19 protein-coding genes are annotated in these 16,501 nt (G+C 61.6%); 10 read left to right on the forward strand and 9 right to left on the reverse strand.

Annotated elements, in window-relative coordinates; translation table 11 throughout:
• Positions 1 to 603: 603 nt before the first annotated feature.
• Positions 604 to 1,374, reverse strand: a complete 771-nt coding sequence (locus C458_RS01365; protein WP_008572547.1) for an IclR family transcriptional regulator — start codon at positions 1,372 to 1,374, stop codon at positions 604 to 606.
• A 66-nt stretch (positions 1,375 to 1,440) separates the two neighbouring features.
• Complete coding sequence (gene dgoD / locus C458_RS01370; protein WP_008572549.1) at positions 1,441 to 2,595, reverse strand: galactonate dehydratase; 1,155 nt, start codon at positions 2,593 to 2,595, stop codon at positions 1,441 to 1,443.
• Between the two features lie 120 nt (positions 2,596 to 2,715).
• On the opposite strand from dgoD, the gene gfo6 reads away from it, so the two are divergent.
• Positions 2,716 to 3,789, forward strand: coding sequence for a D-xylose 1-dehydrogenase Gfo6 (gfo6, locus tag C458_RS01375; RefSeq protein WP_008572550.1), 1,074 nt, complete (start codon positions 2,716 to 2,718; stop codon positions 3,787 to 3,789).
• Positions 3,790 to 3,870: 81 nt separating this feature from the next.
• On the forward strand, positions 3,871 to 4,518 hold the full coding sequence (locus C458_RS01380) for a bifunctional 4-hydroxy-2-oxoglutarate aldolase/2-dehydro-3-deoxy-phosphogluconate aldolase (RefSeq protein ID WP_008572552.1): 648 nt from the start codon (positions 3,871 to 3,873) through the stop codon (positions 4,516 to 4,518).
• Between the two features lie 82 nt (positions 4,519 to 4,600).
• Here C458_RS01380 and kdgK2 read toward each other — a convergent pair whose 3' ends face one another.
• The gene (kdgK2, locus tag C458_RS01385) at positions 4,601 to 5,557 is read right to left on the reverse strand and encodes a 2-dehydro-3-deoxygalactonokinase KdgK2 (protein WP_008572553.1); all 957 of its coding nucleotides are present in this window, start codon (positions 5,555 to 5,557) and stop codon (positions 4,601 to 4,603) included.
• A gap of 101 nt (positions 5,558 to 5,658) precedes the next feature.
• On the opposite strand from kdgK2, the gene C458_RS01390 reads away from it, so the two are divergent.
• Entirely contained in the window at positions 5,659 to 5,910 is a 252-nt protein-coding gene (locus C458_RS01390) for a hypothetical protein (protein WP_008572554.1), read from the forward strand.
• An 859-nt stretch (positions 5,911 to 6,769) separates the two neighbouring features.
• On the opposite strand, the gene C458_RS01395 is transcribed toward C458_RS01390, so the two are convergent.
• From C458_RS01395 to C458_RS01405, 3 genes are read right to left on the reverse strand one after another with little or no spacing between them, the layout of a single operon-like run.
• The gene (locus C458_RS01395; protein ID WP_008572555.1) at positions 6,770 to 7,351 is read right to left on the reverse strand and encodes a hypothetical protein; all 582 of its coding nucleotides are present in this window, start codon (positions 7,349 to 7,351) and stop codon (positions 6,770 to 6,772) included.
• Positions 7,348 to 8,103 carry an ABC transporter ATP-binding protein gene (locus tag C458_RS01400; RefSeq protein ID WP_008572556.1) on the reverse strand — a complete coding sequence of 252 codons (756 nt, stop codon included), beginning with the start codon at positions 8,101 to 8,103 and terminating at the stop codon, positions 7,348 to 7,350. Before C458_RS01400 ends, C458_RS01395 begins: the two co-directional genes overlap by 4 nt.
• Positions 8,100 to 8,981 (reverse strand): ABC transporter permease, encoded by an 882-nt coding sequence (locus C458_RS01405; RefSeq protein ID WP_049897153.1) that lies wholly within the window; start codon positions 8,979 to 8,981, stop codon positions 8,100 to 8,102. Before C458_RS01405 ends, C458_RS01400 begins: the two co-directional genes overlap by 4 nt.
• Positions 8,982 to 9,088: 107 nt before the next feature.
• Here C458_RS01405 and C458_RS01410 point away from each other — a divergent pair, with 107 nt between their 5' ends.
• On the forward strand, positions 9,089 to 9,796 hold the full coding sequence (locus C458_RS01410; protein ID WP_239638817.1) for a hypothetical protein: 708 nt from the start codon (positions 9,089 to 9,091) through the stop codon (positions 9,794 to 9,796).
• A 321-nt stretch (positions 9,797 to 10,117) separates the two neighbouring features.
• Positions 10,118 to 10,825 carry a hypothetical protein gene (locus tag C458_RS01415; RefSeq protein WP_049897152.1) on the forward strand — a complete coding sequence of 236 codons (708 nt, stop codon included), beginning with the start codon at positions 10,118 to 10,120 and terminating at the stop codon, positions 10,823 to 10,825.
• 580 nt (positions 10,826 to 11,405) lie between these two features.
• Here the strand turns inward: C458_RS01415 and C458_RS01420 are convergent.
• Both C458_RS01420 and C458_RS01425 read right to left on the reverse strand, forming a co-directional pair.
• A complete protein-coding gene (locus tag C458_RS01420) occupies positions 11,406 to 11,729 on the reverse strand; it encodes a hypothetical protein (protein ID WP_004064542.1) in 324 nt (107 codons plus the stop codon).
• A 1-nt stretch (position 11,730) separates the two neighbouring features.
• Positions 11,731 to 12,087 (reverse strand): helix-turn-helix domain-containing protein, encoded by a 357-nt coding sequence (locus C458_RS01425; RefSeq protein WP_008572560.1) that lies wholly within the window; start codon positions 12,085 to 12,087, stop codon positions 11,731 to 11,733.
• 222 nt (positions 12,088 to 12,309) lie between these two features.
• Between C458_RS01425 and C458_RS01430 the strand changes: the two genes are divergently transcribed.
• The 4 genes from C458_RS01430 (at position 12,310) to C458_RS01445 (ending at position 14,523) form a co-directional block, all read left to right on the forward strand.
• Complete coding sequence (locus tag C458_RS01430; protein ID WP_008572561.1) at positions 12,310 to 13,257, forward strand: hypothetical protein; 948 nt, start codon at positions 12,310 to 12,312, stop codon at positions 13,255 to 13,257.
• A 432-nt stretch (positions 13,258 to 13,689) separates the two neighbouring features.
• Positions 13,690 to 13,920 carry a hypothetical protein gene (locus C458_RS01435; RefSeq protein ID WP_049897151.1) on the forward strand — a complete coding sequence of 77 codons (231 nt, stop codon included), beginning with the start codon at positions 13,690 to 13,692 and terminating at the stop codon, positions 13,918 to 13,920.
• 1 nt (position 13,921) lies between these two features.
• On the forward strand, positions 13,922 to 14,317 hold the full coding sequence (locus C458_RS01440) for a hypothetical protein (RefSeq protein ID WP_008572563.1): 396 nt from the start codon (positions 13,922 to 13,924) through the stop codon (positions 14,315 to 14,317).
• Between the two features lie 5 nt (positions 14,318 to 14,322).
• The gene (locus tag C458_RS01445; RefSeq protein WP_008572564.1) at positions 14,323 to 14,523 is read left to right on the forward strand and encodes a helix-turn-helix transcriptional regulator; all 201 of its coding nucleotides are present in this window, start codon (positions 14,323 to 14,325) and stop codon (positions 14,521 to 14,523) included.
• A gap of 8 nt (positions 14,524 to 14,531) precedes the next feature.
• On the opposite strand, the gene C458_RS01450 is transcribed toward C458_RS01445, so the two are convergent.
• Entirely contained in the window at positions 14,532 to 15,326 is a 795-nt protein-coding gene (locus C458_RS01450) for a winged helix-turn-helix domain-containing protein (protein ID WP_008572565.1), read from the reverse strand.
• Positions 15,327 to 15,545: 219 nt separating this feature from the next.
• Here C458_RS01450 and C458_RS01455 point away from each other — a divergent pair, with 219 nt between their 5' ends.
• Positions 15,546 to 16,466: a halocin C8-like domain-containing protein gene (locus C458_RS01455; RefSeq protein ID WP_008572566.1), complete on the forward strand. Its 921-nt coding sequence runs from the start codon at positions 15,546 to 15,548 to the stop codon at positions 16,464 to 16,466.
• The last annotated feature ends 35 nt before the right edge of the window (positions 16,467 to 16,501 follow it).

Below are 16,501 nucleotides of genomic sequence, written 5' to 3' on the forward strand. Positions count from 1 at the left end.
ATAAGCAATAGTCTCTGGCGTGAACTGCTGCTTGACGATGCAGCGTTTGGACTGTATGGCACCGGTAGACTGCTCCGGTTCTCTGTTGACTCCCGGAGAAACACGACCTCTCAACCGATGTATCTCTCGGAGGGATTACGGAATCCATTGACTGCTGCCCTTCTATTTTGCTTGGCCGGTATGTTTGACTACGTTGAGCGAAAGTTCATCCAAACGCATCCCCGCTCACCACATGCGAGTCACTCAGTTCCACAACCGTAAGCCAGTCGCCGCGCGTGAGTGCCTATACATGTGTATATTAATCAAAATACTACTCCTTCGAACGACCTGTCAAACTCACTTGCCCGGTTCACGAGTTCGACCTCGAATCCACGATGTCTAATTACATTGCTATGTGTGTAATTCAATTCGCCTTTTTCCACCGACCACCCCACAGAGCCACATATACAGATAGTTCATCGTTGTTCACCAGTAGAGAACACTTTCCGGCCCATGACCGGCCTAGCGATCCGCTATCTTGTCCCTCATGAACTTTATAGGCATCTATTCCGGTCTCAGTACCCGTATCTCTCACGCCGGGGTTGTTAACTAATAGAAAACCTATCAGTCGATAGAGAGTTTATTCTCCACGTCCTTCGCTCCGCTGACGACCAATCCGACGGTGTCCTCTTCGAGACGCTTTCCGCTCATTCGCGGAGGAGGGCCGAGGACTTCGATTGCGCCCAACGGTCGACCATCGTCGTCGAGGACCGGTGCGGCGACACCGCGATAGTCATCCGATTGCTCCTGTCTGTCGTATGCGACTCCTTGGTCGCGAATCGCTTGGAGCTTGGACTGCAACTCGTTGCGTTCGGTAATCGTATTCGCAGTCTCCGAGGAGAGCGAGTCGTGGTCGAGAAACTCCGCAACCTCGTCTTTGTCCATATTGGCGAGGATTACCTTCCCGGCCGCCGTCGCGTGCAATGGTCGTATCTCTCCCTCCTGGTCCGGAGTGTCTACATCCGCTGGCACGGCCGTGAACATGTAGAGGCAGTTCCACTCACTACCCTGTCCCGGAACGACCAGACAGACCTGCTCTCGCATGGTGTTGGCCAGTTCGACCACCCGTGACCGGGCGACCTCGTATATCCGCTGGCGTCGCCTCGCGTAGACGCCGAAACTCACGAGTTCGAGTCCGATTTCGTACCCCCCGTCACGTCGCATGACGTAGCCGATAGCTTCGAGCGTCGCGAGGTGCTTGTGGACCGCCGGTTTCGAGAGGTCGAGCGCCCGCGCAATCTCCGTCAACGTCGGCCGGTCGCGACTCCGTATCGTCTCGAGGATTCGATGGCTCGTCATCGTCGCCTTGATTCCGTAGTCGTCTGCGCTGGGCATACCCTCCGACACTCGACCGACGTACAAATAAGTTGTTAACAGTTAGTGAACGACCGCGGCGGCCGGTCACCACTCGGCGACGCTGCCGTCTTCGTGACGCCACACGGGGTTGTGCCAGTTGACCGGGCGTTCGGCCTGCTTTCGGATGTACTGTTCGTCCATCTGTATTCCGAGCCCGGGTTCGTCAGGAACCGCAACGTAGCCGTCTTCGTACTCGAACGCACTCTCGTCTTCGAGATAATCCAGCACGTCGTTCCGTTGGTTGTAGTGGATGTTGAGGCTCTGTTCTTGGATGAGCGCGTTGGGAGAACAGGTGTCCACCTGGAGGCACGAGGCGAGCGCAATCGGCCCGAGCGGACAGTGCGGGGCGAGCGCGATGTCGTACGCCTCGGCCATCGCTGCGATTTTTTTGACTTCGGTAATACCACCCGCGTGGCTGAGGTCCGGCTGAATCAGATCGACCGCGCCGTTCTCGAACACCTGCTTGAAATCCCAGCGCGAGTACATTCGCTCGCCCGTCGCAATCGGAATCGTCGTGTGGTGTGCGATTTCCGGGAGCGCGTCGTTGTGTTCGGGGAGAACGGGCTCTTCGATGAACATCGGCTCGTACGGTTCGAGCGCCTTCGCCAGCCGCTTCGCCATGGGCTTCGAGACGCGCCCGTGGAAGTCGACGCCGATGTCGATTTCGGGGCCAACGGCCTCCCTGACTTCTTCGAGTCGATTGACCGCCGCTTGGACCGACGCGGGCGTGTCAATCCGTTCGAGCTCCGCCGTGGCGTTCATCTTCACGGCGGTCAGCCCCGCCTCGACTTTCAGTTCGGCCTGTTCTGCGACCTCCGAGGGGCGGTCCCCGCCAATCCACTGATAGACACGCATTCGGTCTCGCGTCGCCCCCCCGAGCAGTTCGTGGACCGGTGCTCCGAAGCGCTTCCCTTTGATATCCCACAGCGCCTGGTCGATGCCCGCAATCGCGCTCATCAACACCGGACCGCCGCGATAGAACCCACCCCGGTACATCGCTTGCCAGTGGTCTTCTATCGCCGCGGGGTCCGTTCCAAGGATGTAGTTGTCCATCAGCTCCTCGACGGCGGCCCTGACGCTGTGAGCGCGTCCCTCCACGACTGGTTCGCCCCAGCCGACGACGCCGTCGGTCGTCTCCAACTTGAGAAACAGCCATCGCGGTGGCACCTCGAACAGTTCATACTCTGTAATCTTACTCATGGGGGTCGATACGCATGCGTTGGAGTGTCCCTCGAAAAAATCTTTCTCTCGGACTGTGACGCCGGTGCTCGCCCTCGAACCCTCGATATTATACCTACTCGTCCATGATGTGCAACTCGTATGTCGTTAGAAGCGTTCCTCGATGATTTCGAGCGCCGTAACTGGCAGCGTGTTTCCGACGGGACGGTCCGCATCGCAGTCATCGGGCTCGGGTGGTGGACCGTCGACCAAGCGATTCCGGCTATCGATGCGTCCGAGTTGTGCGAGACGACCGTCACCGTCAGTAGTACCTCGGAGAAAGCGAAACGGGTTGCGGCCGGCGTCGAAACGGCGACACACGGTCTCTCGTACGACGAGTTCCACGCCGGCGACGCCGCCGCCGCCTACGACGCGGTGTACATCTGCTCGCCCAACGCGCTTCATCTCCCGTACGCGCAGACGGCCGCCGAGTTGGGAAAGGCCGTCCTCTGCGAGAAACCGATCGAAGCCAGTAGTGAACGCGGGCAGCAGATGGTCGATGCGTGTGACGAGGCGGGCGTTCCGCTTATCGTCGGCTACCGCATGCACACCGAACCCGCGATTCGACGCGCGCGAAAGCTGATTCGAGACGGCGTCATCGGCGACCCGGTCCACGCCATCGGGACGAACTCGCAAGCGATGCTCGAACTGATTTCCGACCCGAATCAATGGCGGCTCGACCCCGAACTGGCGGGGCCGGGGGCGACCGTCACGGACATCGGCATCTATCCACTCAACACCTGCCGGTTCCTGCTCGATTCCGATCCGGTTGCCGCGCAGGCGTTCATGCAATCTTCTCACGACGCGTTCGACCAAGTGCCCGACGAGCACAGCTCGTTCATGGTGGAGTTCGACGACGGAACGTACTTGGCCGCGACCGCCAGTCAAAACGCCCAAGCGACGACGAGCCTCCGAATCGTCGGGACCAACGGCGAGATTCTCGTCGAGCCTGCCTTCCACATGGAAACCGAAATCCGAGTGACACGCGACGACGTTTCGGTCACGCTCGACACGCCGCAGGTCAATCAGATGACCGAGTTGTTCGACTACGCCGCAGACCGCATCTTGACCGACGCGCCGATCGGTCCCGACGGCGAACACGGCGTCCTCGACATGCGACTCATCGAGGCCATCTACGAAGCAGGCGAGTCCGGCCGTGTGGTCACGCTCGACTGAGCCGTCGGCTCGACGGGGCGAGGTGGTATCGAGAGACGGGGCGACCACCGCGTTTAAACCGTTCGTCCGAGAGGAGCTAGTATGAGCCACCACCCAGCACGCCGCATTCGGGAGACCGGCCTCATCGCCATCATCCGTGGAACCGACGCCGACACGGCGATCGAAACCGTCGAAGCGCTCACGCGCGGCGGCGTCTCGACCGTCGAAATCACCGCGAACACGGACGGCGTCCTCGACATGCTCCGCGACGTGTCCGCGTCGTTCACGGCGGACGAGGTCACCATCGGCGCGGGAACCGTCCTCGACGGCGAAACCGCTCGCGCGGCGCTGCTCGCAGGTGCGGAGTACTTAGTCACGCCGACGTTCGACGAGGGGGTCATCCGGACCGGTAACAGGTACGGTGCCTCTTCGATGGTCGGCATCGCGACACCGACGGAGGCGGTCAACGCCTACGAGGCCGGTGCCGAGATGGTGAAAGTGTTCCCGGCCGGAACGCTCGGCCCCGGGTTCGTCTCCGCACTGGGCGGGCCGCTCGGACACATCCCGACGGTTCCGACGGGTGGCGTTGACCTCGATACCGTCGACGAGTTCTTCGATGCCGGAGCGACTGCCGTTGGTGTCGGCAGCGCAATCGTAGACAACGACGCCGTCTCGCGCGGCGATTTCGCGACCATCGAGACCAACGCGCGTTCCTTCGTCGAAGCGGTCGAACGCGCACGCCGCGACTGACGCACCCCACCGCTCGGAAGTTCGGCGTTCCCCGTCTCAGCGCGGGCCGCGCGGCGAACCGAAACGTTCAGCGAAGGTGTCGTTATCGGTCGATTCCGGCGTCGCCTCCGCGGAGGACGCGTTCGACCTCGTCAGGCGTCACGACCGCGAGGTCGCCGTGAACTGTCCGTTTGAGCGCGGCGGTCGCCGCACCGTAGGCGAGCGCGGTCTGGACTGATTCGCCCGCGATGAGCCGCGACAGGAACGCGCCGACGAACGCGTCGCCGGTCCCGATGGCGTCGACCGTGTCCGTCTCGAAGACCGGTTGCTCGTACACCGCTCCGCCGTGTCGGGCGAGTGCACCGTCTTCCCCGCGAGTGACCACGACCGTCTCGAAATCGAAATCGCCGGCCAACTCCGATGCGAGTGTCGGCGCGTCGTCGTCGAGTTCCAGAACAGCGCGGATGTCTCGTTCCGCGGCGACGAGGATGTCAATATCGGGGAAGAGCGATTCGCACGCGTCGCGTGCGGCGGACGGCGACCAGAGCTTCGACCGGTAGTTGAGGTCGAACGCGGTCGTCGTCCCCGCTTCGGTGGCCGTCTGCAGAAGCTCGCCGGTCGTCTCCCGAAGCGTCTCGGAGAGTGCGGGCGTGATGCCGCTCGTGTAGAACGCCGCCGCATCTTCCACGGCTTCGACGGCGAGTTCGTCCGGTCGCGCGGTCGTGACTGCCGCATCGGCGCGGTCGTATATGACGTTCGTCGGACGCGGCGCGCGCCCCTGTTCGATGTAGTACGCGCCTTGGCGCGCGTCGTCGTCCCAGCGGACGTACGGCTCGACGCCGTGCGTTCGGAGTTCCGTGGTTACGCGTCGACCGAGCGGCGAGTCTGGAAGCTTCGAGAGCCACGCGGCGGAGCAGCCGAGGCGGGAGGCGGCGACCGCGACGTTGCTTTCCGCACCGGCGGTCCGGAATTCGAGGGACCGGGCGGTCTCGATTCGCTCGCCCTCCGGCGGGCTCAGCCGAATCATCGTCTCACCGAACGTGACGAGTTCAGCCGTCATCGACGCCCCTCGGCGGTTTGCGACCGGGTCTCGCGTTCGATAGCGGAGGCGTTCACACCGACAGTTAAGCCGTTCATGTGTTCGCACGACTGTCTCTCACGGTGGTACTTCACTATTGGCGAACGACGGACGGACAATGGCACGAACAGTACATCGACGACACGAGCGTCGACCTTTCGACGGTCGGTATCGACCCGACGCGTGCGGGAGATATCTTGCTAAACCGCGGTGATTTGCTGTTCGACGACAGTGACTACGAGTACAGACTCACGGCCGTCAATAGCGTCGGCGAGGCTGACTCGACCATCGTTCGGGTCGCGACCGATGGTTCGTCGAACGCGGCGATGGACTAGCCATGTAGATTGTTCACTGTGGGCTAACACTTCGGTGTCGATACCGCCAGCGGGTTTCAAACGGCTCGGTCGTGTGACCGCGACTATCGGGTCGTTGGACCCGCGGATAGACTGATTCGTCCCATCTACGGGGCGATATAGCGGACTGGCCGGACGGAAGCCCAGCGTCGCTGTAAGATGCTACGCAGACGGGGTCACTATCTCATCCGCAGTGCTTGAGCTACCTCCGCATTCGGATAGTATGCAAAGCGCATCTGGGTTACTCTGTCGTGCTTCCGTGGCACAGTATGTTACAAAGGTGGTTTTGTAATATTTAGTTCGTTTTTCAGTCTGCCACTCCTCGCGGTTCGACAGGAGGCCGACCCGCCGAGCGGGGAGTGGATTTGCGCTCACCGAGAAAGACTCTCCTCGGAACTTGCCGTTATTCTAGTTCTTTCTCCCAGATAATTGCTATAATTACACAATACGATCTGCGAGGCCCAATGAGGTCACACAACGTTGTGGTGATTTCCAGAAGGAGGGCGCACGTACTATAACAACATATCTTGAGATATTTTGGCAACTCGATATGAGATATCAAATATATATGCGGTACAATCAGATTAACTAAATCCGATAACGGTCGGACGATATCAATGCGAGCTACTCGCGATGTACTAGTTTGGACGAATCCTCTGTCTGCTCACTGCTGAACCACTCTGAGTTGCCTAGTGTTGTTTTATTTATACAATATGAGTTGGTGGTGATGTGGGTCTCGGAAGCTAGAGTGTTGCGCTATCTGCAAATACTCGCGAATACTCACGTGACTTCCCTTTCGAGGAATCCGACGAAGCCGAACTGCGCTATGATTCCCTCTCAGCTAGAACGGTAACCGTCTCTTCTCGTCGATACTGAGACGGAGCCGGTAGTCGAGTGCATTCCAGTCGTCACCCGTCGCGTATCGTGACGCTTTGCGCTCGAACCGATCGACGACGTATTGCGTCCCCGCACCCGAGAGGTCGTCGCCGCGGAGTTCGTATCGCCTGCTGACGCTCTCACCGGCATCGAGCGGCCGGGTTATCGGCGTCCCGTCCAGCGATAGTGATGACCCGCCGCGACCGACTTCGACGCGGGTGCTAGCCTCGTACGACGGGGAGAACAGCGTCGTCTTCCACGTGCCTTCGCCGGGCGTCAGCGAGGGTGCGAGTGCGAGCACACCGAACGGCCAGACGCCGTAGCTCCGGATTCGAATCGGGTCGTCGGCCGTGTTCTCCAGCGAGAGCGTGAGCGCCGCAGGATGTTCGATCGTCGCGTCAGCGACCGCGAGGTCCACTGACAGCGAGAGCCCTTCCAGAGGCGTCTCCACAGCCGCGTCGGCGATTCGATACTCGGTGTCACCCAGACACCCGGAGAGACCAGCGACCGACAGTGTGCTCGCAGTCACGAACGTCCGACGCTTCATCGCCGGTCACCTCCGTCGTCGGCACGGGCGTCGGTGAGTTCGACGAACACGTCTTCCATCGTCGCGTCGTTGGGTGATGCAGTCCGTGCTCGGAGGTCGTCGAGCGTTCCCTCGGCGACCAACTGTCCCCCGTGGAGGACGCCGATCCGGTCACAGACGAGTTCGACCTGCCCGAGAACGTGACTGGAGAAGAACACGGTCGCACCACGCTCGTTCTCCTCGCGGACGATTTCCCGGACGCGTCGGACGCCGTGTGGGTCGACCCCGCTGAACGGCTCGTCCAAGATGAGCAGGTCCGGGTCGCCGACGAGCGCCATCGCGAGCGCCAACCGCTGTTCCATTCCACTGGAGAAGCCACCCACCTCGTCGTCGACGGCATCACCGAGGCCGACGCGTTCGAGGAGGTTCTCCGGGTCGTCGCCGGCCCGCTTCGTCTCTGCGATGAGGGCGACGTGCTGACGTGCGGAACGGTCCTCGTAGAGGCCGAATCGGTCCGGAAGCACCCCTACGCGGTCGTGAACCGCCACGACATCGCGTCGTGGGTCGTGGCCGAGGACGCGAACCGTTCCCGAAGTCGGTCGGAGATAATCGAGCAACAGACCGATCGTCGTCGATTTCCCAGCGCCGTTCGGGCCGAGAAATCCGTACGTTTCGCCGCGCTCGACCACGAGGTCGAGGCTGTCGACGGCGCGAACGTCGCCGTACTTCTTGGTCACCGTTTCGAGTTCGATTGCGGGCTCCGCCGAGTTCACAGCGCGTCACCCCGGGTGAACGCACGTCGGGCGAGGGCCACTGGCACTACCACCCAGACGAGCAGGACGGCCAGACTCAATGCGGGATGGAGGTACCACGGGCCACCGCCGTCGAACGCCGCTTCGACGACGAAGGCGTTCACCGAAACCCCCGGTTCGAGTTTGGTGTAGACGATGTGGAATAGCTCCGTCGAGTTGCCGACGCCGAGAAACCAGTTCGTCAGAACGTTGTACGCGCCGTCGGGGGTCAGTCTGAGCGCGAGAAATAGCGGTCCGCTCGCCGGCGCGTCGTATGGGTCGACCGGAACGCCGGTGACGGCAGTATAGACCGACGTGACGATCCGACTCCAGAACACCGTCGCGAGGAAGTACGCGAACACTCCCGTCGCAGCGGTCACGGTCCGCCGGGCGACCGTCGAGACGAAGACGCCGATTGCGACCATCACTCCGGCGAATAACAGCGTCGCGACGAGCGTCCCGAGGAAGGGAAGCAGCGCGAACGTGCCGTGTTCGATGAGGCCGATAGCGGCGAGAACGAGCGTCGCCGCGACGGCCGCCGTCCCGACGCCCACGAACCGGCCACCCGTCTTCCCGAGGAGAATCTGCGTCCGCGTCAGCGGCAACCCGAGGAGGAACTTGATACTGCCCGTGGTTCGTTCATTGATGAGCGACTGATACGACAGGAGGAGGGCACCGATGGGGAGGAACAGATCGACGCCGATCTGGACGTACCCGATAGTGATGTTTCGCCCGACTGCGTCCCACCCGGCGTATGTCGGTCGGAACCCCCAGAGGACGACAAGGAGCGCGAGTATCCACGCCCCCTTGGAGGTGAGCACTGTCCGGTATTCGCTGCGTGCAAGCGGGGACCACCGCATGACTGGAGAGACACGAAGCCGTCACAAAAATCCTGTTTGTTCGATGTATCGGGGCCCGGCTCCGAAGCGGAATAAGATTTTTACTTCTTTGAACGCGTTTTGCCGCCGTGTCCCCCCGCAACGACGACCCTCCGAGAAACCCATCCGAACGGACAGCACGCAGCCACATGGTCGCCGCGTTCAAACATCTTGTCGCCGCGCTTTCGGTGCTGTACGCCGTGTTCAGCGCAGTCGTAACCTCCTATCCATCGGTTGAACGGATTTGGACGGGAATCGTCGGACGACACCGAACGACTTCGCTTATCGCAGTTCTATCGGCACCGATAACCGCGAGTGTTGTCGGTCTCCTGATTTGGAGTACGTATGGGTATCGCCACGTCGAGCACGTCGTCATCGGTGACACCCACAGTCTCAGTCAGTGGGTTGCAGGTCTCTGGAGCACCACTGGACCCACCGCTGTCGCCCTCCTCGGGTTGATTACGCTCGTGGCGCTCGCGACAAGCCTCTCGACGAAAAACTCGGGGTTGGTGCCGACGATAGCTCTCGTGATGGGCCCCATCTTCGGGATTGGTCTCTCGAGATACGGACTGCCGATTGCGCACTTCTCACCGAGTAACCTTCATCGGCTTTTCGGCACGACGGCGATGCACTTCGAGACAGTCGGTGCCGTCGAGACGCTCGCAACTGCGCTGTTCCTCGCACTACTCTGGGGTATCCCCATCGGAATCCTTGGATTCGCCCTCGGCACTCTAGCCCGACGAATCGGCCGTCTCCTCCGCCCCAACGATGGACAGTCCGGGGTTCCAGGGGCATGAAACGAGCTGAACGATTCACGGCCAGAGTATCTCTTAATCAGTAGGCGATAGTGAATGCTCACGGACGCCGATGCGGGGTCGGGAACGCCCCCGTGAGTGACCTCTCCAATGAGCCGTCTCATTGACGGAATTCACGTCGGGACCGTTCACCTTCCTCCTCGGTGGCGCTCTCCTCCCCCGAAACAACGGCACTGATGACTTATTTTCCGAGCCAGAAAACCAGCGTCGGCGGTTATACCATCGGGCCTCTTTCTCTCATCCATGGGAGTCCTCCAAGCCCTCCGACGGACACCGGGTGCGCTTAAGCGTGCTCCGGGTCTGTTGGTCCCACAACTGATCGTGTTCGCGCTGCTAGTACCCCAGCTGCTGTTGCAGTCGTCGTATCCACTCGTCTCGACGTTCTACTCGCTGGGTATTTCGGCGGTTCTCCTCCTCGTGACGCCCTTCATCCAGGGCGGCATGTTCGGGATGGCCGACGAGGCCCTGACCACCCGTAGCTCGCTCTCCCGTTTCGTCGCCGACGGGAAGGCCAACTATCTCTCGTTGCTGATCGCCTACGTCCTCTTGCTCGTCGTCAACGGCGTCATCGGTGCGGTCGGTGTCGCGGCCGGCTTCGGGGCGTTCCTGACGCACGGCTCTATCGGGACGGCGTTTATCGGTCTGGCGGCCATTGCGGGACTCCTGTATCTCGTCGTGGCGTTCTTCGTCCAGTTCTACGGCCAGGCCATCGTCATCGACGGTGCGTCCGCAATCGACTCGTTCAAGCGGAGTTACCGCGTGGTCCGGGGGAACCTTCTGGCGACGGTCGGGTACATGCTTCTCGCACTGGTCATCGGCGCGCTTTCCGGTGGTGTCTACGCCGGCGTCTCGCTCTTGGCTAGCGCCGACGCCGCCTCGGCGGCCGGTCTGCCGACGCTCTCGACGCCCCTCCTCGTCGTCGTGGGTCTCCTCGCGGCGGTCATCGGTAGCGTCGCGTCGGCGTTCATGCTCACGTTCTCCGTCGCCGTCTACGACGAACTGACCGGGTGAACCACGGCGCACTACGCAGCCGTTCGTTCGCCCGCAAGCACTCTGTTCCCGTCTGGTGGAACAGATTATTGATCTTCTCAGCGTGGCGGTTTCGACGGATTTCCTATCTCGAACGCGCGCATTGACCCCTGTCTATTGCGACGAACGCACTTCCTCCGTGTCCTGCGACGCTATCAGCTCATGGACGGTGTTCGCTCTCTTCGTTTCCCTTCTACCGGCGGCTACCGTTGCGATTGTGTTCGTTCCGCTGACCGTGGTCGTCTGGCTCTCTTATCGAGGGCGGCGTGACGCGATTGCGGAGCAGTACGAGCGTTCAAGCGGCGACCCGACGGCAAGGTGAGCTCTCTCTTGTACTTCTGATTCCAGCGGATTGTCGCTTCGAACGAGCGGTCGACGTGAACGACGAACCGCCGTTGCTGACTGATGTCTCCTTATCGGAGAATTGAGACAACTCCCTCAAGAGAGACGTTTCCGGTCTGTCGGACGACCTCCGGGCGCTATCACCTGTCGCTGGATACAACGACGCCACAGTTCCGGGATGACGGCACTATCGAGCGGAACTCGAAGCGATAGCAGTGGTTCAGGGTCGGCTATAAAGCGAATAGAGGATACAGACCAGTCCGACGACTTCGATGAGTCTGTTCAGTATGGGGACGTAGTACGTGTACACAACCGGGCCAAACCCGAGCGCGGTTCCGGCCGATGCGACCGTCAACGATATCACGAACGGTACGGCCGTGAGGAGGACCAGTCCAACCGCGAGCCACAGCATCGGCTGGCTTCGATTGCGTCGGTATCCGCGGTAGGCTTGAAAAACGATGGCAAGGCTGAGAACCAACGCCAGTAGCGTCACCGCCAGCAACACGAGGTAGTTCACGTACAGGTCCATGCTGGGTTGAACCATTTCAGATTCCCTCCCAGAGGTCGGTGAAGCGGTCGGCCGGGTCTTCGGCCCGCCCCGTGTCGAGACTCACTGAGATGTCTCCCTCGTCCACTTCGACGGTAAGACTGTCGAGTCGCGCCTCGAAGACGCTGTAATGGTGGCCGCGTTCACCGATTTCGGTCTGTTCTGCGAGTAAGTCACAGTCGATGAGCCGCTCCGTGCGCCGGTATATCGTGGGTAGGGAGGCATCACATCGATCGCTCAAGGTTTTGGCGGACATCGGTTCGATGCTCGTCTGAGCGAGGATCGCACGCGCGTACTCGTCATCGAGGAGCGCGAAGATTTCCTCGGCGGAGGGCTCCTCACTCACGTCGAACACTTCAGGGCGGAGCAATTAATACCCTCTACTCTTTTTCCAGGCCAGAAAGTCGACGGCCCCACTTTAGCGTCTCGCTGCCATCGTCCCACCTGCCGGTCTCCGTATCGGTCCTCCTGTCATTCGTCAGGCCCCCAGAATGGGCCTCCTTCCCCCGCACGCGATATTTTCCGAACCAGAAAAGCACCCGTGGGTTTGAACTCACGGGACGGAGAAGCGCGGTGTATGGTCCTCCACGTTCGACAGACTGTGTCCGACGGACTCGGACGCGTTCTCACGCGAAATGGCCTCCTCCTCGTGACGACCTTTTTCGTTGCAGCTGTTCTCCAAAGCGCGTTTGTCTGGGTGTTGGCGACCACGTACGTCCCGCTCGGGATGGCCGGAGCGGCGTCACCACCAGGGACGCCGGCACCCGGGACGGCCCTCCCGTCGCTGGTCTCAGCGAGCGCCGCGCTCCTCGGCGGGCTCACTGGCGGCGTACTGACGGTACCGATACAGATCGTTGCGGTTCGTTCGCTCGTCGACGACGGGCGCGGTCACCTCCCGGAACAGCTGGTGTTCCGAAATCTTGGCTGGGCGACGCTGCGACTGTTCATCGCCACGTTACTCAGGGTACTGGCCATGTTCGTTCTGACCTTCCTCGTTGTGATCGTCGTCACTCTCGGGACGGTCGGGGTCTTCGCCGTGCTTCCCGAATCACTGCGGACGACGCTCGTCGGTGCGTGGTACACACCTCTCCTCGTCGTTCCAGCGATACTGGTGGGTCTGCTGCCAGTCGGGTTCGTCCTGTTGACGTTTGCGTTTGTCGAGCAAGAAATCGCCGTTCGCGACGCGACGGTCACGACGGCGTTCGTCCAAAGTTGGCGCACCGTCGCTGGGAACCGCCTCCGACTGGGTGCTGCCCTCATCGTTCCCTACGGAATCAATATGGCGTTCAGTCTGCTTCTCGGACAGGTCATGCCGGATGCGACGTTCGGTTCACCGACCTTCTTACTCACTCAGACGGCACTCTCGGTGGAGTCTTCGGTCGTCTCGATAGTCATTCTCGGTATCACCTCGCAGGCGTGGGTTCAACTCACCGGTGTTGACGGTCCGCTAGCCGACTACTGGGCTGATAGGGCAGCGGATTCACAGCACTCTGGCGAGGGAGCAGCGAGGAACGCTGTCGAGTGACCCGATAGAGAGCGTCTCGACGAGCGGTTGTGCGAGCCGTCGAGTGTGAGATAGACTCCGTCGTTTGATTCGAGGCGGAGCTTCTTGTCGAAAACCGCGGTTGCGGGAGCGAGTTCACTCTCGAGTCGTCTGTTGCTGCTCCGGCGTCGAGTTCGAATCGGTCCCTGCCGAACGCCCCTCGGAGGGTGGACACGGTACGAGACCACCGAGACGAATACGTTCGCGACGAACGCCTCCGCGCGCCCTTACAGGGTCACTCGGCCTGGGTACCGGAGCTGCTCACACGCTGTCAACCGTGGTGTTCGTCGGGGATTTCGAACCCGACGAGAGTCGCCGCTGTGACTGCCGTCGTCATCGAGCGGGTGACGTGTCCGCTTGACATTATGCAAAGCAGCCTTTACATTTATGTTGTTGGAGACACACGTTTTTCGTATGGTAAACAGTCCGGTGCGCGCTTATGGTGCGCTGCTCGTCGTCGTCGCGGCGGCGGTCAGCGGCGCTGTCATCCTTTCTGGATTCGTCGCAATCGACTTCGTGCTCGACACGGTTACGGTGTGGGGCTATATGGCCGCTGTCGGCGTGATGATCGTCTGTGCGGTCGTTAGTTGGCTGACCGACCTCCCCGGAATCCTGTCGAGCGAGTTCGGAAGTGGGGGGCGGTGAGATGTCGCGGTGGCTCCCACCGACGTACAGTTTCCTGCTGTTCGTCGTTCCGGCGCTCCTGTCGGCGGTCGTCTCTCCCTTTCTCGGTGCGGAACCCTCTCCCTCAGTCGGTACGTTAGTCGTCGTTCCCGCGGTCATCGCCGTCTTCGCGAACGTCGGATACGCGGTTCGAAGCGGGTCGTCCTCCGACAGCGTGGTCGACGAACGCGACGTGCGCAACATCGACCGCGCGCTCAGTACGACCGGCGGAGTCATGCTCGCGTCGTTAGTCGGCGTGTTCGTGTCGTACGCCCTCAGTACCCGGCCGGTCCCGAGCGCAGTCACCTTCCTCGCGGTCGCAGGTCTCGGGACGATGTTCTGTGTCCTCGGCGCGACCGAGTTCCGACAGCGCGTCTGACACCGATGGAGAACGACATCCGAGTGAAGCGGGCCGAAGAACACATCACTCAAGAGGAACTGGCGACTGCGGTCGGCGTCAGCCGACAGACCATCTACGCCATCGAACACTCGCGGTACGACCCGTCGCTCGAACTCGCGTTCAAGCTCGCGCGCTATTTCGATTGTTCCGTCGAAGAGCTGTTTACACCGGAGCTCGACGGATGAGCGCACGGTTACTGCGTCGCTTTCGGCTGGTCGACCGGGGTCGAATCGGCCTTGAGCTCGCGGTACGTCTGCGTCGCCCAACCAATCGCCGAGGCCGTATCGTTGAACAGCACGCCCGTCGCACCGGCCTTCGAGTACGACACGAGCGCGCACGTCCGGTCCGCCCCCTCACCGAACAGGAGCAGTCCGAACGGCAGCGAGGCCGACGTTTCGTGGAGGCGGACGCATGAGGCCCGACGCGCGCGTCGGTACTCGTCGGGATACGTCGTCCGCAGGCACTGATGGACTTGCGGAGGCACGACGAGTTCGACATCGGCCTCTCGGCGCGTGGCGTGCTCGTGGCACACTTCGACGTACTGTTGTAACACGACCGGGGTGTAGCCGCGTAGCGACTCCGCCTCGCGCATCGTGTCGAGGAGATGTTGCAGTGGCTTGTCCGGAACGTGCGGCTCCGAGGACACGAGCGTCGCCCCGTCGTACATCGGTAGCTCGCCGTTCGCGCCTGATGGAACTGCCGACCCGTGGGAGTGCGCTTCGGTCACGCCATCGAGACACCGTCGAGTCCGTTTGCACAGCCGATACACCGGCCGACCGAGCTCCGTCAGCCGGTAGCCGCTCGACGGGTCGCGGACGACCATCGACGCCGCTTCGAGTTCACCGATTGCCCGGTCCACCGTCGAACGAGAGACCCCGAGCGTCGCCTCTAATTCCGGCTTGGATAATGCGCGATCCGAAAGCGACTCTAAGACGTCCCACCGGCGGGTGACGAGGTCGATTATCTCTTCGGTGGTTGGAGACGGCATCACCGACAACTTTTGACCTTCATTACTTGACATTTCTGTTGACTGAAATCCGGATTACAGTCACCACTTCCGAACTGCACCGTCTCCGCAGAGCGTGACGGATTCGTGCAGTTGCTGTGTCGTTACGTCACCTCGTGCGCGGCGACCGCAGTCGGTGCGGCTCTCTAACGGTCCATGACGCAATGTGTATCCCCGCCATGGTGTCGATTGGGTAACACGATGACCCGAGCTAACGACAACGAACACGACAGTAACGAACAGGAGACGAGCGGACTCAACCGACGCAGTTTCGTTCGTCGCGCCGGCGCGGTCGGGACGGGGCTCGCGTTGTCCCCTGTCGCCGCCGGGAACGCCGTCGCTGCCGAGAACATCAGCATTCTCGACGGCAAAGCTGAGGCGAAAGTGGCGACTCGGTTGGCGAAGAGCGACGAGTTCGACCGTCTCGAAGCGAAGGCGAAGTCCCGTGACGGGACGGTGTCTCGTGGCGAGTCGGTCACCGTCGGCGAAGTCGAGGTCGCCGCCGACGACGCGCCGGACGGCGAGAAGATTCACCGGTACGTCGTCGAGTACCCGGTCAAGCACCCGAACGACGACGCCGAAGCCGCCGTCGTGCTCGCCGAAGACGCCACGTCGGGTTCGCTCATTCTGAGCGTTCTCGATTACACGCACAAGACGAAAGACGGATTCACCACCCGTATCGAGCGATTCGACGCCGGAGCTGGTGAACAGACGGTGTCCGCCGCGAACAACTCCGACGGCTTGGTGGCTACCGAACTCGACCTCGATGCCGATGCGACTCGGCGGGCCGTCAACAACGTCGACACGAACGCCGTCATCGACGAGATTTACGACGGGTTCACCACGGGGAGTGACCTGACGAACCTCGCGTGGGACCTCCTCGACGACGACGTCGATGTCGACGGCTGTTACGCCTGTGGGTTCGCCGTCGGCCTCACTTGTAGCGTCGGCTGCGCGGCGACCGGCGCGTTCATCTGCGGGCTCACCGGGATTGCAGTCCCCATCGCCGGTCTGACCTGTGTCGGCTTCGTCGGTATCATCTGCGACGTGGCCGACGCCCTCTCCGGATGCGGCGAAGCCGTCGCTGAAGAGGTCTGTGCTGACCGGACGAACTGGTGCTAAGTAGGGGCAGTGACATACGTGTCTCTATCCCGCGT

Source organism: Haloferax sp. ATCC BAA-644 (assembly GCF_000336975.1).
Classification (GTDB): Archaea; Halobacteriota; Halobacteria; order Halobacteriales; family Haloferacaceae; genus Haloferax; species Haloferax volcanii.

Excerpts from the sequence above, each read along its gene's own strand:
- C458_RS01365 (WP_008572547.1), bottom strand. The coding sequence starts at position 1,374 with ATGCCCAGCGCAGACGACTACGGAATCAAGGCGACGATGACGAGCCAT.
- dgoD (WP_008572549.1), bottom strand. The coding sequence starts at position 2,595 with ATGAGTAAGATTACAGAGTATGAACTGTTCGAGGTGCCACCGCGATGG.
- gfo6 (WP_008572550.1), top strand. The coding sequence starts at position 2,716 with ATGTCGTTAGAAGCGTTCCTCGATGATTTCGAGCGCCGTAACTGGCAG.
- C458_RS01380 (WP_008572552.1), top strand. The coding sequence starts at position 3,871 with ATGAGCCACCACCCAGCACGCCGCATTCGGGAGACCGGCCTCATCGCC.
- kdgK2 (WP_008572553.1), bottom strand. The coding sequence starts at position 5,557 with ATGACGGCTGAACTCGTCACGTTCGGTGAGACGATGATTCGGCTGAGC.
- C458_RS01395 (WP_008572555.1), bottom strand. The coding sequence starts at position 7,351 with ATGAAGCGTCGGACGTTCGTGACTGCGAGCACACTGTCGGTCGCTGGT.
- C458_RS01405 (WP_049897153.1), bottom strand. The coding sequence starts at position 8,981 with ATGCGGTGGTCCCCGCTTGCACGCAGCGAATACCGGACAGTGCTCACC.
- C458_RS01420 (WP_004064542.1), bottom strand. The coding sequence starts at position 11,729 with ATGGTTCAACCCAGCATGGACCTGTACGTGAACTACCTCGTGTTGCTG.
- C458_RS01430 (WP_008572561.1), top strand. The coding sequence starts at position 12,310 with ATGGTCCTCCACGTTCGACAGACTGTGTCCGACGGACTCGGACGCGTT.
- C458_RS01435 (WP_049897151.1), top strand. The coding sequence starts at position 13,690 with ATGGTAAACAGTCCGGTGCGCGCTTATGGTGCGCTGCTCGTCGTCGTC.
- C458_RS01440 (WP_008572563.1), top strand. The coding sequence starts at position 13,922 with ATGTCGCGGTGGCTCCCACCGACGTACAGTTTCCTGCTGTTCGTCGTT.
- C458_RS01445 (WP_008572564.1), top strand. The coding sequence starts at position 14,323 with ATGGAGAACGACATCCGAGTGAAGCGGGCCGAAGAACACATCACTCAA.
- C458_RS01450 (WP_008572565.1), bottom strand. The coding sequence starts at position 15,326 with ATGCCGTCTCCAACCACCGAAGAGATAATCGACCTCGTCACCCGCCGG.
- C458_RS01455 (WP_008572566.1), top strand. The coding sequence starts at position 15,546 with ATGACCCGAGCTAACGACAACGAACACGACAGTAACGAACAGGAGACG.